9 protein-coding genes are annotated in these 18,162 nt (G+C 39.8%); all 9 read right to left on the reverse strand.

The window, feature by feature from the left end:
• Positions 1-3 precede the first annotated feature (3 nt).
• Positions 4-4,974, reverse strand: a complete 4,971-nt coding sequence (locus tag AACU32_RS14910) for a type I polyketide synthase (protein ID WP_096600699.1) — start codon at positions 4,972-4,974, stop codon at positions 4-6.
• Between the two features lie 57 nt (positions 4,975-5,031).
• Complete coding sequence (locus AACU32_RS14915) at positions 5,032-5,577, reverse strand: hypothetical protein (RefSeq protein WP_096600701.1); 546 nt, start codon at positions 5,575-5,577, stop codon at positions 5,032-5,034.
• A gap of 429 nt (positions 5,578-6,006) precedes the next feature.
• The gene (locus tag AACU32_RS14920; RefSeq protein ID WP_339377907.1) at positions 6,007-7,473 is read right to left on the reverse strand and encodes a serine/threonine-protein kinase; all 1,467 of its coding nucleotides are present in this window, start codon (positions 7,471-7,473) and stop codon (positions 6,007-6,009) included.
• Positions 7,474-8,247: 774 nt separating this feature from the next.
• Positions 8,248-9,111, reverse strand: coding sequence for a cupin-like domain-containing protein (locus AACU32_RS14925; RefSeq protein ID WP_096600705.1), 864 nt, complete (start codon positions 9,109-9,111; stop codon positions 8,248-8,250).
• A 64-nt stretch (positions 9,112-9,175) separates the two neighbouring features.
• On the reverse strand, positions 9,176-9,871 hold the full coding sequence (locus tag AACU32_RS14930; protein ID WP_096600706.1) for a DevA family ABC transporter ATP-binding protein: 696 nt from the start codon (positions 9,869-9,871) through the stop codon (positions 9,176-9,178).
• A 238-nt stretch (positions 9,872-10,109) separates the two neighbouring features.
• Positions 10,110-11,267: an ABC transporter permease DevC gene (gene devC, locus AACU32_RS14935; protein ID WP_096600708.1), complete on the reverse strand. Its 1,158-nt coding sequence runs from the start codon at positions 11,265-11,267 to the stop codon at positions 10,110-10,112.
• 22 nt (positions 11,268-11,289) lie between these two features.
• Positions 11,290-12,513: an ABC exporter membrane fusion protein gene (locus AACU32_RS14940; protein ID WP_096600710.1), complete on the reverse strand. Its 1,224-nt coding sequence runs from the start codon at positions 12,511-12,513 to the stop codon at positions 11,290-11,292.
• 256 nt (positions 12,514-12,769) lie between these two features.
• Positions 12,770-14,086, reverse strand: a complete 1,317-nt coding sequence (locus AACU32_RS14945) for an MFS transporter (protein WP_096600712.1) — start codon at positions 14,084-14,086, stop codon at positions 12,770-12,772.
• Between the two features lie 11 nt (positions 14,087-14,097).
• Complete coding sequence (locus AACU32_RS14950; protein ID WP_096600714.1) at positions 14,098-18,141, reverse strand: non-ribosomal peptide synthetase; 4,044 nt, start codon at positions 18,139-18,141, stop codon at positions 14,098-14,100.
• Positions 18,142-18,162 lie beyond the last annotated feature (21 nt).

The following is an 18,162-nucleotide window of genomic DNA, read 5'->3' on the forward strand; positions in this document are numbered from 1 at the left end:
TTTTTAAATACTAGGCTTATGGTTAAGCTTTGATGGTTTTGGCAAGTGTCTATTTTGCAATGGCAAGAATTGACTTGTGGTCAAATTATGAGTACGCAAAACTTCCAATTGCTGAGACATAATCTGTAGTTGTTGTTTGAGCATTTTTTCTACCAAGGTTTGAGATGGTAGTTCTCTACTATCACCATTAGCTGAAGTGACAGGTTGAGAATTATTGCTCATGTGATTTATTTGGGCATTGTCAACCGTATTTGAAGATTCAATCCAGTAACGTTTTCTTTGAAAAGCATACGTAGGAAGTGGAACTACCTGACCTGAATAATCACTTTCAAATCTTATCCAGTCAATATCTACTCCCTGTAGATACAATGCTGATAAACTTTCTAGCAATGTTTGCCAATTATCTCGCTTGGCATTCAAAGAAGGCAACCAAACAGAATTTTCACTTCCCTGACAACGTTTACCCAGACTACAAAGAACTGGTTTAGCACCAATTTCTATGAATAGTTCGTAACCTTCAGCCAATAAAGTATTCAATCCGTCCATAAATCTGACGGCTTGGCGTGTATGCGATCGCCAGTATTGACCATCGGGTACTTGTCCGGCTGGTAAGAAATTCCCGGTGACGTTGGAAACTAAAGGAATATTTGGTACTTGGAATTCAACTTGGCGGGTTGCTTGTTCAAAACCATCAAGCATTTCATCCATTAAAGGCGAATGGAAAGCATGGGATACATTCAAGCGTCGAGTCTCAATTCCTTGGGCTGTGAATTTGGCGATCGCAGCCTCAATTTTAGCGACTGTACCAGAGATGGTAATATTATCAGGAGCGTTAACAGCAGAGATTGTTACCTCTGGGCTGTATTCAGCGATCGCCGTCTGCACTTGTTCCTCATTGGCAAATACCGCAGCCATTGCACCCTTTGATTTGAGTTCTTGCATTAAGCGCGATCGCTTGGTAACTAGTTTCAGTCCTGCTTCTAAACTGAATACTCCAGCGATGCAAGCGGCGACATATTCACCGAAACTGTGACCAATGACTGCTGTTGGTTCTACACCCCAAGACTTCCACAATTGCGCTAGGGCATACTCTACAGCAAAGATTGCAGGTTGAGTATAGGCGGTTTCATCGATGCAGGTACTTTCGGAGTCAGGATACAAAATTGACAGCAGTGGTTTATCTAAATATGACCGCAAAATTCGATCGCATTGGTCAATGCAAGCGCGGAAGGTCGGCTGAGTTGCGTACAGTTGGCGACCCATGTTGATATATTGAGAACCTTGACCTGTGAATAAAAAGGCGATTTTCGGTTGCTGTTTGCTGGCGATTTTACCACTGACCAATTGCGAGGTTTTCTTTCCAGCTGCGTAAGCACCCAGTACGGTTTGTAATTGGATGTTAGATTGAGCGATCGCCACTAAGCGATGATCGAAATGCGATCGCCCAGTGTTGGCTGTGAAACAAATATCTGTTAATGAAGCATCAGGGTGATTACCTAGATAATTCTCATAGTCTTTTGCTAAATCACGCAAAGCATTTTCACTTTTAGCTGAGAGTGTAAATAAATGCAATGGACGTTCATCACTGACTGTATCTTTGGGGCTAACTAGAGGAGCTTCTTCTAAGATGATATGGGCATTAGTACCACCAAAACCAAAGGAAGATACACCAGCCAACCGCCGTTTATTGCCCCTATTCCAAGGTAACAGTGTAGTGGCGATAGATAAGTTAGTCCCAGCTAAAGAAATGTGGGGGTTAATTTGTTTGAAATGCAGATGGGGCGGAATTTCCTCATGCTGTAGCGATAATACAGTTTTAATTAAACCAGCGATGCCGGCGGCTGCTTCCAAATGTCCAATGTTGGTTTTGACTGAACCGATCGCGCAGGTATTTCCAGGTTCACGTCCTGGTGCGAGGACTGTTTTCAAGGAGTTGATCTCGATGGGGTCGCCTAAAAACGTGCCTGTACCATGCGCTTCGATATAGCCAATTTCATGAGGTGCAACACCAGCATTTTGCATGGCTTGCCGAATTACAGCTTGTTGGGCTAGTCCGTTGGGGGCGGTGAGTCCGTTGCTGCGTCCGTCTTGATTGACGGCTGAACCTTTAATTACTGCCAAAATGCGATCGCCATCACGATCAGCATCACTCAGACGCTTAAGCACCACTACACCACAACCTTCGCCCCGCACATAACCATCAGCATCAGCATCAAAAGTCTTACAACGACCGTCGCCAGCCATCATCCCGGCTTGGGAAAATGTCACCGTCAACTGTGGGGTGAGAATTAAATTCACACCAGCAGCTAAAGCTAGTTCGCATTCTCCCTGACGTAGACTTTGACAGGCTTGGTGAACTGCAACTAAGGATGAAGAACAAGCTGTGTCTACTGCCCAACTTGGCCCGTGTAAATCTAATAAATAGGATATGCGGTTAGCGGCAATACTAAAAGCATTACCAGTCCCACTATAAGCATCTAATCCAGACACTTGTTTAGCTAGCAACTGGGAGTAATCAAAATTACTAATACCCACAAATACCCCTGTGTTGCTTCCAGCTAACTTACTCGGTGCTTTACCTGCATTTTCTAGTGCTTCCCAGCAAATTTCTAAAAGTAACCGTTGTTGCGGATCGAGAGACTCTGCTTCCCGTGGGGAAATGCCAAAGAATGGGGCATCAAATTGATCTACTTCCGAGATGAAGCCACCCCAGCGAGTATTCATTTTGCCTGGTGTAGCGCGGTTCGGATCGTAGAAAGAATTCACATCCCAGCGTTGTTGAGGAACTTCACTAATAGCATCCACACCATTGCGGAGTAATTGCCAAAAGGCTTCCGGGTTATTTGCACCAGGATAACGGCAACCAATACCCACGATCGCGATGGGCGCAGCCCCGCCAGAGGCGATCGCATGATTATCTGTTTGCTGCTGCGAGACTATCTTTGGTTGTGGGACTCCATCACCTAAATATTGAGCTAAAGCAGCGATGGAAGGATAGTCATACAACAGAGTTGTGGGTAGTTCCCGTCCTAACCATTCCTGCAATTCTCCCGAAATTCTCACTGCTGCCAAAGAACCCAAACCATATTGTGCTAGAGGTTCGTTAATGTTGATTGTTTGCGGAGGAACTTGTAATTGTTCGCTCACTTTTGTTAATAACCAAGCTGCAACTGCTTCTGTATTGACTGTTTTTTCTACATGGGGTGCAATTGACTTTTCTGACAAATTATGATATATATTATCAGCACTCCACTGTGCGACTATTTCCAGAGTTCCAGCCGCTAACTCAGCTTTACAGGTACTACGTCTGACTTTACCAGAAGAAGTTTTCGGCAAACTGTTAGTTTTAATTAAAGCGATCGCATGAGTTTGTAAATCATGATGTTCGGCTACAGCCTTGCGAATAGCACCGATGACTTCATCAGCATTCAGCTTGCGGAGATAACTACGTTCCACTTCTTGGACAATCACCAACTTTTCTACGTTGTTAACTTCGACAGCAAAAGCCGCACCACCTGCTTTCCGTAGTGCAGGGTGACAATTTTCCATTGTGAATTCAATATCTTGAGGATAATGATTCCGTCCCATGATGATAATTAAATCTTTGAGACGACCAGTAATAAACAACTCACCATCCTGCAAAAATCCCAAATCTCCAGTCCGTAGAAAAGGGCCAGTTTTATTATCTGCTAAGTAGGCATGGAAAGTATTTTGTGTTTGTTCGGGGCGATTCCAGTAACCTTGAGCAACACTAGACCCCGATACCCAAACTTCTCCCACTTGTCCATCTGCACAAGGTGTCAATGATTCGGGATTGACAATCAATACTGTTTGGTCTGGGCTACTTTTACCGCAACCCACAATGGCTTTACCACCAGCCGCCGCAGTAGTTTCTCTGACTTGATTTTGTAACAAAGCTGTGGTGTCAATATGTCGCACAATGGGAGCTTCAGATTTCAAACCCCCAGAGACAATTAAGGTTGTTTCCGCCATCCCATAGCAAGGATAAAAAGCTTCTCTTCGGAAACCACAAGGAGCAAAAGTTTCTGCAAAACTATCTAGAGTTTGTGCGCGGATTGGTTCAGCACCGGTAAACGCCACTTCCCAACTACTCAAATCCAAGGTTGCTAGTTGTTCGGGAGTAATTTGACGACAGGCTAAGTCATAAGCAAAATCCGGGCCGCCACTGGTAGTTGCTTTGTAATGAGAAATCGCCTGCAACCAACGGAAAGGCTTTTGCAAAAAAGCGGCCGGAGCCATTAAAGTCACTGGAAAACCACCATACAGCGGTTGCAGAACCCCACCAATTAATCCCATATCGTGGTATGGAGGCAGCCAAATTACACCTTGGCTATTGGGTGTGTGTTGGTAAAAGTTATAGATGAGTTGGGAATTGTGCAATAAATTGCCGTGGGTAATCATTACCCCTTTGGGTGTACCTGTTGAACCCGAAGTGTATTGCAGAAATGCTAAAGTATCGCTGTTGATATGATGCCGTTGCCAATCTTCAGCTATATCTGTGTTCAGATTATCAGTTGCGATCCAGGGTATCGCTGCCAAGGTATTATTTTCAGCCAACTGTAAGGCTATGGAGGTTAATTCCACCGATGTCGTCAGTGCTACCACAGCTTCAGCATCTGATGCGATCGCCTCTAGCCTAGACATTTTTTGGTTGCGTCGGGGTGGATAAGCAGGAACAGCAATAAAGCCAGCATATAAACAACCAAAAAAGGCGGGGATAAATTCCATTCCCGGTGGATAAAGTAACAAAGCCCGTGAACCTGGTACTCCCCGTTGCAGAAGTTGAGTTGCGATCGCCCGTGCTTTTTGATCTAATTCTTGATAAGTTAAATTGATACTTTCAGTTTCTCCATCAACCAGAAAAGTATAAGCTGTTTGTGTAGGTTGATTTTGCGCTCTGTATCTTAAAAAGTCTACCCAAGTTGAAAATTCAACATTATTGTTAGTAATCATTGAGTTTTTCCTCAAAATAAATAAAATAATCCGCAGAGTTGATCATTAATAGTAAAGTTAAGAAACTTTTAACTGTGCTTGCTGAACACACATTTGTACTGTTTCTAATAAAGCATTTACATCTGCTTGTAGTTGCTGCAAATCTTGTTGAGGGTTTACTGTCCAAGTATGTATCGCATTCCAATTAGCATTCAGAAAAGTATTTTGACAAGCATGGCGGTCAATCTTTCTATCTGATTTCTTTGGTAAACTACCTGTTTTCAGAAGTACCACAGCATAAATTTGCAATCCATGTTCTTCTAAAATAGCAGTACGAATAGCTTTAATTACCTCATCGACATTGAGAATTCGTAAATAAGTTTTCTTCACTTCTTGAACAACTACTAACCGTTCTCGATCGTTAATTTCTACAGAAAATGCCACTCCAGCATTTGGTCTTAAGGATGGATGGCTTTGTTTCACAGATTGTTCAATAGCTTGCGTGCAATGGTTGCAACCTCTAATAGTAATTATGTCTTTGATAGATTCTTGTTTGAGGTTACTTTCATTAATCAGTTTGTGTAATTCTTCTGGCTGCTTCTCAATTAATACTAAATTATTCATTGTTTTCCTACTTCATTGTGAAATTAACTCCAGTAAATTCATGTAGGCATTTAGATAAGCGATATCAGATATTAGGGATCAGTACTGTGAAATTATGCACTCAAAAAAGACATTTATCAAAAAATAATTCAAAAGCTTGAAAATAGACTTACATATTTCAAGAAGACAGCAGGCAGTATCTGTAGGGTGTGTTATGGCGTAGCAATCGCGCACCTAAATCGTTAACTGGTGTCTTACGCCTGAGGGTACAGCATCCTACGTGTATTTCAGAAATCAAATATGAGTCCTATATAAAAAACTCAAAATCAACGATTGTAAAAATAGATAAATTTATATAAAGCTGTGTTTATTTATGGTTGATTGACTGCCTATTAACCTAATTGAGTTATCAACTATTCAATCGGTAGAAAAGCTGCTATTCATTAGTATTCACGATATATGATTTTGATTAAATTTCGATTTAATGAGGTTATGTGTATCATTTTGGAACCGTTCTGCTGTTATTTTGTCAGGAATGGATGCTGCTAAAATTTCTAAAAATTCATTAGGAGAACAATCTGGAAAGCTTACCAATACTCTATTCATAATTAATTCAGCGATTGGTCCAATAAAGTTAGTAAATTCTTCTTTAATAACTTCTAAAAGTAGCGAATTGCCATTCATGGATTTGTTTTCAAAAAACTTATTGTTATTAGTTTGAATATTATTATTGGTCAATACCACCTTTTTTATTATAGGTTTGTTACTTTTTTTAGTAAAAAATTTAATAACTTTTGCAGCTATTTTAGAAGTTATTTTTAAATTAACAACAGAAGATTCACTAGCAGGAGTTGCGTGGTTCTCCATATACTCTGGTAAATCTAAATTGAGATAAATAGGTTTCGGCAATTTATCATGATATTGTCTAAGGGTGCGTTCTAAATTTTGTAGAATTAATAGCTCTTCTAATGCCTTGTTGGTCTCTTTTTCTTGTTGACGAGTTTTAATTGCTTCTAAGGGAGATACAATTTTGAATTCAAAACGAGGTACAGTAGAGGAATTACTATGGTTCTTATTCAAATTCAGAATAATTTCTTTAGCTGATTGGCAGCGTTCAGTGGGTGATTCTATCAACATTCTGTCGATAATTGCTGCTAAATCATGACCAATGTTGACTTGCGATCGCCATTGCCAATTAAGTGATTCATCTAAAAGTGAATGTGGCATTTTCCCTGTTAATAGAACAATTGCACAAACACCAAGGGCATAGATATCACTAGAAGGATAGGAAAGTCCTAACCGCAACTGTTCAGGAGGGGAATAACCATACTTACCCACGATTGAAGTGTAATTTGAGTTAGAAAAATTTATGGAATCAGGAGACAGAAGTTGAGTCACATTATCTTTGACGACCCCAAAATCAATCAGCACTGGTTTAGATTGATGATGAGGTAACATAATATTCTCTAGTGAAATATCTCTGTGAACGATATTACTCTCGTGGAGATAATCTAAAACTGGTAAAACATCTATCAACCATGTTCTCACCTCTATTTCAGAAAAAGGTTGACCATTTTCTGCGACCCGCTCAAATAGAATTTCAGAATAAGTTCTACCATCAATATATTCCTGAACAATAAAAGTGCGATCGTTATCGGTAAACAAAGCTAAAAATTTAGGAACTTGAGGATGCTGAAGTTGATATAAAACTTTGGCTTCGCGCTCAAATAACTCTTTAGATTTACAAACATTTTTTGCTTGTAATGCTGTGGGGACAAACTCTTTCAAAACGCAAGGTTCATCAAATCGCTGATGATCTAATGCTAGATAAGTTCGTCCACATCCTCCCATACCAAGCAACTTCTGAATCTGGTAACGACCGTGTATTAAAGTTCCTGCCTCAATTTCTGTATTCATCTTTAATACGTTGTTCATTTGGTGTCAACATGATTTTTTATAAGTAAGTCGGTGGAAAAAAACCAAACTATGTTACGAAACGTAAATTGGCTTGAAACCCTTACCAATGACAAATGACAAATGACAGTCCTCGCCAGTTATGTTTAATTGCACCGCCCTACTTATAATAGTGTTGTATCCTCAAGAATTATGCAGAAAATATACAGTTGGCGAATATATAAAAGTTGACATTGTGGTATAAGCCATACCAGCCAACAGATAAAACCCTTAGCTAGAGTTAATATAGCAGCCCTAAATCATTTGTGAAATTTACAAACTCTAAATTGTTTCTCTTCCCCTTGGCGGTTCGTTTCAAAAAAAATTTTCACAACTCAATAGGACTTACGCAAGTGTCATATTTTTTCAGCCAAAAACGTCCAGAGCGGAGCCGGAGACGCTCCGCCTCCGGTCAAGAGTCAAATGTCCAAAAAGCCTTGACCATTGACTCTTGACCAGAATATACAGCGTATTGTATGTAAATGAAGTACACGGGTAGGGGCACGGTATTGCCCATACGTGTCAACTTAACGCGAAAGCCTTATCAGGACTTGATTTTGAATTAAATCGCCTACCATCAAGATCCGCGTTACCCCACCCCGGCTTTGCTGACGCAAAACCTCCCCTCCCCTTGCCAAGGGGAGGGGATTGAGGGGTGGGGTAAAATGCCTGTGGAATAAGCGTTTTGACTTAAGTTGACACCAATGGGCATTGCCGTGCCCTTACGATTATCTGTACTTATGATTTTCTCAAGTTCTGTCTGATTTGGTAAGGAATTACATAAGGCGCTATTTGCAACAAAGTCGGTAAAAATCCCTTCTGCGCAAACAGATCTTTAATACTTGGAGGATACCAAAAAGTTAATGAAATATTTTCCTCTACAGCTGTAACATGATGCCACCATAAAGGAGGAATATAAAGTATTTCTCCTGCTTCTAGAACTACCTCAATTTTGTCTTGCCAAGGAAATTCAGGGTATGATTTTAAGTCTGGAACAACAGGATTTACTTTACTCCAAGCAGGTGAAAAACCATTCTCTCTAATAGGTGGATAAAATGATAGATAATTAGATGGCGGAAATAAAATAAATTTTTTGCGCCCCCGAATCTGGACAAAAATGTTATGTACATCGTCAAAGTGTAAGTAAGTTTTTGAGGTAGATTTTTTATTAGCAAAACCAAAAAAGAAATACATTACTTTTGGCTTTTTCTCAAAAAATTTTGGATAAACTATATCTTTAACAAGTTCAGGAAAGTGCTTCAGAAAATCTACCTGAGCCATGTAGTAAGATAAATTATCATCCTGTTGATTACCCTGAACTATATTAATATAGTCTTTAAATTTCATTTGCTTACGAGCGTGATAATAATCAGCAGCAGCAAAATTGTAATTTTGGAAGAAGGTTTGGTTATAAGCTTCAACAGGAACTAGATTATCTCCACAAACATCTGTTAGATAGCTATTTGACCAATTTTTATAAGCATCCCATTGGTTAGCTACATCATTAATAATAAATGCTTGCCCTTGCTTCCACAAATTTAAGAATTCTTGCTTGCTAGGATGAGAAATTCTTGTAATAGAACTTTTTTCGGTAGCGATCATGAGAGATATCTCCTCGTTAGTTTAGATAGAGAGAAATTAGGTGTTTTTGGTCTAAGTAAATCAATTAAGCAGCGCGGACATCATTCTTTAAATAACCATCTTCCATGTGAATGATGCGGTCAGCCATATCCAGAATGCGATTATCATGAGTAATTAAAAGAATAGAACAACCTTGATATCTGGCACGTTCTTTTAATGTCTCGACGACTATCTGAGTGCTATTTTTATCTAGAGATGCTGTTGGTTCATCAGCTAGAATTAATTGGGGTTGAGTAACCAGTGCGCGTGCGAATGCTACACGTTGTTTTTGTCCTTCAGAAAGTTGATCTGGATAATAATTAATACGGTGATTTAAACCTACTAATTCCAGTATCGCTTCTGCTCGACGGCACATTTCTTTACGAGACATATTGCGAGACAATTCCATAGTCATTTGTACATTTTGGCTAGCAGTGAGAAAAGGGACTAAATTATGTTTTTGAAACACATATCCAATTTGACGACGTAGTTGCAATAACTTATTATTACCAGCTCGATATATTTCCTTGTCCAAAACTTTGACGCTACCCTCTTGTACACTTCGTAAACCCGCCATCAGGCTTAATAAAGTTGTTTTTCCCGAACCAGAAGGGCCTGTCAAAATTACAATTTCACCAGAATTAATTGATAGACTAATATCAAATAAAACCTGTTTTCGTAATGAGCCTTTACCAAAGTGGTGGTTGAGGTGCTGAACAGAAATGATAGAATACTGGGACATGATGATTACCTATAAATTCAGTTGAACTGCATAAATATTTGTAGTTGGATTTGTAGTTGGGATAAAGCAGGAGACAGAAGAACTTTAGATTTTAGATTTTGCGTAGCGTTTTGGATACAAGAGTTCTTTAGCTGGGTTTCTCTCCGGAGGAAAATTTTAAAAACGGATTTGGGATTGAACAATACAATCTAAAATTTAAAATTCCAAATCTCACATTGAGGGTTAAGAGATTTTGAATTTAGCCAAAAAGTTCGGCAGGATCGGCAGAACGAAGTTTATTCATCGCTAGCATCCCAGCAATTGAACACATAATAATTGTGAGTAACATCACCATCACACCCCTAGTGATAGTCATGATCATCGGTAAACGAGTAGCTTCTTGAACAAAGTTATAGAGATACATACAAATAGCGAACCCAGGGATATATCCAATCAAGGACATTAAAAATGCTTGTTGTAAAACTACCTTAACTAAGTATGAATTCGCATATCCAATAGCTTTAAATGTGGCGTAGATAAAGATACTATCAGAAATTTGTGTGTAGAGAATTTGATAAACAATAATGCCACCAAATACACAACCGATAACTGTACCCATATTAAAAATGAATCCAATGGGTGTTGATTGTGCTAAAACATCTTTTTCTAATTGGATATAATCTGCTAGAGTCATAATTTTGAGTTCTTGAGGTAAGTCTGGTAAGACTTTTTTGATAATGCTTTGGGGGTCAACACCAGATTTAACTTTAATCACTCCCATCTGAACTTTTTCTAACGGTTGGTCTAAAATTGCAGAAAAGGTTAAATCACTGGTGATAATTACACCATCAGCTGTCATTACCCCACCTCCGAGAGAAAATAATCCTCTCACTGTAATTTGGTGATTGGATACATCTGTTATCACTTCGCCGTTCTTCTCTAAACGCTCAACAATGGGGCCAAATTCAGGTCGAGACAGGCGATCAAATAATATGGTATTAGCGGCTTTGAGGACTTCTGTTTGTTGATTGACTTCTGGCAAATTAAACACAGGTTGATCGGGTGTAAAACCAGCGATCGCAATTGGCCTGCTGACAAAAGTTTCAGGATTTTTGAAGTTAGTAACCGAAAAATAGAAAGGATTAACCGATTCTATGCCATCCACAGATGAGATGTTATACAGATAGCGGCGCGGAAACACCTTCATATCAAAAAAACGCTCTGTATCACGATGCAGTAATACTAAATCAGCTTGGATTTTTTTATGAAATACCACAGCATCTTCAAAAAGTCCGTCTCTAAAACCCAATTGAATGAACATCAACATTACTGCAAAAGTAACGCCAGTAATGGTAACTAGTAAACGAGGTTTACGATGGATTAATTGCAACCAAGCGACAGGAGTAATAGCAGCCATAATTTAAAATTTTTGAATGAATTTAAATGTTATTAGAAGTTTTAATTTTGACATCAACTTGTAAATTAATAAAATTAGCAGCTTCTTTAGCCTGATTTGGATCTAAACGAATTTTGACTTCTGCAACTCTTGAATCGATATTGATTGAAGGGTCATTATTGACCACATTTCGCTTACCTATTTCGACTCCGATGTGTTCAACAGTTCCAGTCAATCCTGTAGGTAGTGCTTTACTCGATATTTCTGCTTTTTGACCTACTTTAATTTTGCTGACATCAGTTTCATAGATTTCTGCAACTACATACATTTGTTGAGTTTGAGCTAACTCAACTATCCCCTTTTCGCTAATAGTTTCTCCGGCAAAAGTATTAACCTTCAAAATTGTTCCATTCATCGGCGATCGCACATAAGCAAGAGCTAAATTAGCTTGTGCTTCCGAAACAGTAGCTTTGGCTGTTTCCAATTGGCTTTGAGCCACTTGCACATCTACAGGACGAACTTCTTTTAACTGTGCCAAACTAGCTTTTGCTTCTTGAATCTGTTTGGGAAACGATGATAAACTCTGGTTGAGAGAACTTTTAGCTTCCTTGAGTTGCGCTTGCAAAGTTTCTACTGCTAGTAATTTTGTATCTTTTGTTGACGCAGATATAGCACCTTGCTCATATAATGACCGAAAGCGTCCATATTCGGTTTCGGCATTTCTCAATTGTGCTTCTAAGCCAGCAATCTTAGACTTTTGAATGTTAATCTCCCCTTGATACTGGGCTTGTAAATTGGCAATGCGTGCAAGTTGAGCAGCCAGTTCTCCTTGTTTTGTAGTTCCTGCTTGGGCTTGAATCAGTTGTGATTGAGCAACTCGAACACCCGTTTTGGCTTTTTCTAAAGTTGTTTGCAGTTGATTGACGTTATCCAAAACAGCAATTAGTTGTCCGCGACGAACATTATCACCTTCTTTGACCAAAACTTGATCTAACCTAGCAGTCTGCAAAGCTGATGGCCCAGATAAGTTAATGATTTTATCCTTGGTTTGAATGCGTCCTAACGCTGCCACTGTGGGAATTACAGGTTTTGGAGCTACTGTTGGGGTAACATTACTCTGCTTTTTAGATTGCCCATTAAAGCTTGAGGTAGTAGCAAAAATATAAGCTGGCACACCAATAGCCGCTAATCCTACAGGAACTATGAAAGCTAGTGTCAATTTTTTGGATTTTGGATCAAAGTTTACTGTTTTGCGAAAAATGTCCATTGGTGGTTAACCTCAATTAATATGAGTGCGATTATAGGTATGGGTAATTTGTGATTATTCTGGTTATTCGGCTAATTTTATGGAGCGTTAATTAACTTAATTGCTCCTGTATTTTGATAGGGGATAAGCAAATTTTTTATGCAGTTGCTTGATTAAACCCCTGAGAAAGGGAACAGAAAACAGAGAATTAGCCTTGGTTGCACAGCATCTGGGGGGACTTCCAGATGAAAATTATTCATTTTGAATTGATGCTCTACTAGGAACTTGGGTTAATAGCATCAGGCAGTTGCTTTTCTACTAGTCTCAATGGTTTATATTGATAGGCGATGATCGTCGCCAATACGGTGAGTATTCCCATGACGATAAACATCAGACCGATACCACGTCCTTGACCAACACCAATAATTTTTCCCATAGTTTCTGCCAACAGCCCATCAGGAGTCATTAATGGCTCGAAGATTTTATCTGCTAGTGGACCGGCGACAGTGTAAGCCAAAGGCTGTGATGCGTTAGCGATCGCTCCTATTGTCGCAAAAACTCGACCTTGCAAATTAGAGGGTACTTTCTTTTGAAAAATAACTTGGGCTGAACTGTTAATAATTGGGAGACCAAAGAAAAACAAAAAAGCTATCAGTGCTAAGACTAAAATCGATTGGTAAAACCCTGCACAGGTAATGCAGATCCCACCTAGCAGCATAAAAATAAAGATACTGAGAGTTAAATACTGTGGCGTTTTCACTGTACTCACAAGGATGCTACTCACTAGCATTCCTATACCGCCAGTAGTCATAATTGTCCCCAAGTCTGTAGCCGAACCAAAGGACAAGACTAGCGGCGTAATTAGCATTTGCACAATTCCGACTAGGAAATTGTTTACAGCAAAAAACAGTAATAGTGCAAACAGTCCTCTTCGTTGAACCAGATATACCAAACCGTAAGATGCTTCCTTCAACCAAGGAGTTTTTTCGGCGCGATGTCTATCAATGTACTGTTTGGGAAACGGAGCTAGTAACAAAGTACTCAAAGCAAACAGAAAACTAGCAAAGTCAATAAAGAGAATGCCGTCAATTTCCAGAAACAGCAGCAGTATACCTCCTAACATTGGTGCAACTAAGCGACCTGCGGCTTCCCCCACTTGCAGCATACCGTTGGCTCGTGCCAATTTTGCTGGTGGCACAAGCAAGGTAGTAGCTGCTGTATAAGCTGGCCATTGAAAGGCAGCAAAGCAAGAACTAATAGTAGCACCTACGTATATGTGCCAAATAGTCAAATCGTCAGCGGCTAACAAAATTGCAATTACCCCCGTAGAAATACCTGCTCCAAGGTCACTAAATAACATCATCCAACGGCGGGGGAATTGGTCTACCAGCGTGCCAGCTACGGGAGAAATCAGAATCATGGGCAAGCTGGTAAACAGGGAAATCAAGGCGAACTGTGTTACCGAACCAGTTCGCTGGTATACCCATACACCCAAGGCAAAATTACTTAGCTGCGAGCCGATGAGGGAAATCATCTGTCCAAACCAGATGATGGTAAAAATATGCATTCCTGTATTTTTTGGATGTTGGGTCATTGCAAGACTCCTCATGAACCTACATGTGCTTGCTCAATACAGATTCTGAGTTGATCTGCTACAGATGAGATGTGGGGTTGAGTCATCATCGTCAGATGGTCGCCTGGAACAACGTGAATATTGACGTTTTGAGCCGAAAACTCACTCCATCCCCAAGCGGAGTCTTGGCGCAACTCAGTTAAAAGTCCCACATCTTCTGCATTCACTTCCTTAGCCCGCAGCAGTGTCAGGCGATGTGGATAAATTTCCTGGGGTGAATATTTGATACTAGCTTGTAGATTTGCCTCGAACACTTGCACCAAACCACGCACTTGCTTTGTATCAGTACCCGCAGGGAGTAAACCAACGGCGATTAATTGTTCCTTGAAATATTCCAATTGTGCGTCGAGTTCTAGCGGCTGGAGTATTTCATAGCTGATATTTAAGCTCTTACCTGCCCAACGTTCAATTAGGCGAGCAGTTTCGGTCAGTCTGCTTGCATCATCAACATCAATATATATAGGTTTGTCACTAGCAACTGGGGCGGGAGCGTCTAAAATCGCCACTAAAGCCACCTCATGTCCTGATTTGACTAACTGTTGAGCTATTTCATAGGCCACAATACCCCCAAAGGAGTGACCGCCGAGAAAATATGGCCCTTCAGGCTGCACTGTTTGTATCGCCGGGATGTAATAAGCCGCCATTTCTTCAACAGTAGTTAATGGTGCAGATTCTCCATTTAAACCCGGTGCTTGCAAGCCGTAAAATGTTTGATTTTCACCTAAATCACGCGCCAAATCATGTAAATAAAGGACATTACCACCGCCTCCAGGTAAGCAGAAGAAAGGATATTGGGAATTACCTGTTTGAATTTCTACTAAGGGAGACCAAGATGAAATTTCTGATGCTTGGCGAAGCAGATTAGCCAATTTTTCGATTGTGGGATTTTGGAAAAGTGTGGCTAAGGCTAAGTTTTTACCAAACTCTTGGTTAATATGAGCCATTAAGCGCACAGCTAGCAGAGAGTGACCACCGAGTTCAAAAAAGCTATCATTGATGCCTACAGGATGGACATTGAGCAGATTTTCCCAGATATTGGCTAATTTTAGTTCTAAGCGATCGCGTGGTGCGATAAATTCTACTTTTAGTTCATCCAAACGAGATGTATCTGGTTGCGGTAAGGCTTGACGGTCTACCTTACCATGAGTGGTGAGAGGGATGACCTCTAGCATCACAAAGGCAGAGGGGATCATGTATTCCGGTAACTTGGACTGTAAAAATTGGCGCAGTTCACTACTCGTGGGCGCTGGCTGTTTTGGCACAATATAACCTACCAAACGCTTGTCTCCAGGTTGGTCTTCTCTCGCGATCGCAGTCACAGCATTTACTAGGGGATGTTGCGCCAGCAAAGACTCAATTTCTTCTAATTCAATGCGGAAACCACGAATTTTCACTTGATGGTCAATGCGTCCGAGGTACTCAATATTACCATCAGGTAAATATCTTGCTAAATCACCTGTTTTGTATAGGCGAGAATTAGGTTCATCGCTAAAAGGATTAGGGATAAATCGCTGTTGTGTTAATTCTGGACGATTGAGATAACCCCTAGCTACTCCTGCACCACCAATATATAGTTCGCCAGGAACACCAATTGGTAGAAGTTTTTGATTGTCATCTAGCAAATAAAGTTGAGTATTCGCAATGGGACGACCGATTAAAATTGCACCTGATAAAGAAGTTTGCTCATCCACTTCATAAACACAACAACCAACAACTGTTTCAGTGGGGCCATATTCGTTAATGATTCTGGTATTTGGGGCATTATCGCGCCAAAACTTCAAGCTTTTACCCAATAATGCTTCGCCACCGATAATTAATGCTCTCGTTTCCGTAACACCTTCGTGGTTAGGTAACATCTGATTGAGCATTTCTAGGTGTGCTGGTGTAATTTTCACCAAGCTATAGTTTTGATCAGATTGTAAAAGTGCAGACAAAGCTTCAATTTCTTCCTTCTCAGGCAATAATACAACCCTTTTTCCGACTAATAACGGTGAGAATAAGCTGGTAATTGTAGCGTCAAAACCGATGGAAGATTGTACTGGCGCACCGTAACCTTGGGCGATCTCATAAGCATTTGTACACCAACTCAGATAATTAACTAAGCCTTTGTGGGTAATCATCGTTCCCTTGGGTTTTCCTGTAGAACCAGAGGTGTAGATGATATAAGCCAAATTTTCCGGTGTGACATTACTGACAGGGTTGTCAATGCTGAGTGTGGCATTTTCTGGTAAGTCTCGATCGAGACAAATTATCTGGGTATTATGTTCAACAAATTTATCTACCAGTTTTTGTTGCGTTAACAAAATGGGAATTTGAGCATCTTCTAACATAAATCCCAATCGTTCTTGGGGATAGGTGGGATCGAATGGTATATATGCACCACCAGCTTTGAGAATACCCAGGATACCAATCAGCATATCTAAGGAACGTTCTACACAAATTCCTACCAATACTTCTGGTTTTACTCCTAACTTTTGGAGGTGATGCGCTAGCTGGTTGGATTTGGCGTTTAGTTGTGCATAAGTAAGAGATTCGTGATTGAATTCAACGGCGATGTTGTTGGGAGTGCGTTCTACTTGTGCAGCAAATAATTCATGAATACATTTATCTTGGGGGAATTCTGTTTTTGTATTGTTAAAATCAATCAATAATTTTTGGCGATCGCTTTCACCGATCATATTTAAATCCGCGATCGCTGCTTCTGGATTATAAGTGACACTTGCTATTAATGTCAGATATTGTTCGGCAATAATTTTGATACTATTCTCTGAAAATAAGCTGGAATCGTAATCAAAATTTACAACCAAATTATCCTGTCTATAACCGCTAGAAAGCTTAATTTGGAATTTGTCGATGTTGGCAGATTTTTTATATTCCGAAAAAGCAATATCCCCATTTACATAGCTCTGTGACTGTGGTGTGAAATCAAAACAGAAAGGGAAAAAAGGACGAGCAGCAAATTTATCATTGGTAGAGATGAGATTCTCCCAGTCAAAATACTCTTGCCACTTTTTAACAAACCGCAAAGACTCAGAAACTCTTTCCATCAGTTCTGAGAATTTTAAAACATCCTCTAAGCGGGAATGAATCGGCAAGTATTTAGTTAAAAGTCCAATAACTTCTTTTAATTCCTCATATTCACGTCCATCACCAGCCGCCCCAATTACAATTTCCGACTGACCGCTTAAACGCCACAGTAGCAATTGCCAACAAGCTAATAAAATTGCTTCAGTTGAACTATTATAATTTTCCTGCAAAATTTCTAGTTTTTCTACCGTATCGCGATTCATCTCCAAACGGAGCGATTGAGGTATAAAGCTAATTTTTTCAGATGACTGAGTGGCATTTTTGTTTTCAAAAGGAATTCGTAAATTTAACACAGCAGAAATATCTTGTTGCTGCCAATAATTTCTAGCTGTTTCTGTATCCTCTGATTCTAATAATTCATTCAGCCATTCAGATACATCTGCATATTGCATGACATCATCTGATAGTTTTTCGCCCTGTAAACAAGCTGTATAAGCACGACCGATTTCGCAGATTAGATAATTGAGTGTTGTATTATCTGCATATAAAGCAGGCAAGCTGATAAACAATATATGCTTGTCTGTAGCTAGCTTGCTTAAAACCAAATGTAAATTTGTAGCTTGTTCAAAATCAAAAATTCGCAGGTTGGCATCTTCAAAAAGTGCATCAATTTTGGCTTGTTGTGCCTGAGAATTCAAACTGCTCCAGTCATATTCTGCCAGCAAAATATTATTGCAGGCTTCTTTATGAGCATCGCTAATTGATTGGAATGGGATATTCATACCTGGTAAGGAATGAAAAGCGGTGCGAAATATTTCGTAGCGATCGCTAATATTTACTAAAGCTAATTTCAGAATATCGGAGTGCAGATGACCTGCGATATTAATTGCAATTTGGGAACAGTACGCTTGATAATTATCTTTTTGTTGTAACCATAAATGCTTTTGCTGAGGAGAAATGCGAATCAGATTAGTCATTTCAGTGTGCATAAAATTGAAATCCTTTGAGAG

It is taken from the genome of Calothrix sp. NIES-2100 (assembly GCF_963875285.1).
In the GTDB taxonomy this organism is placed as follows: Bacteria; Cyanobacteriota; Cyanobacteriia; order Cyanobacteriales; family Nostocaceae; genus Aulosira.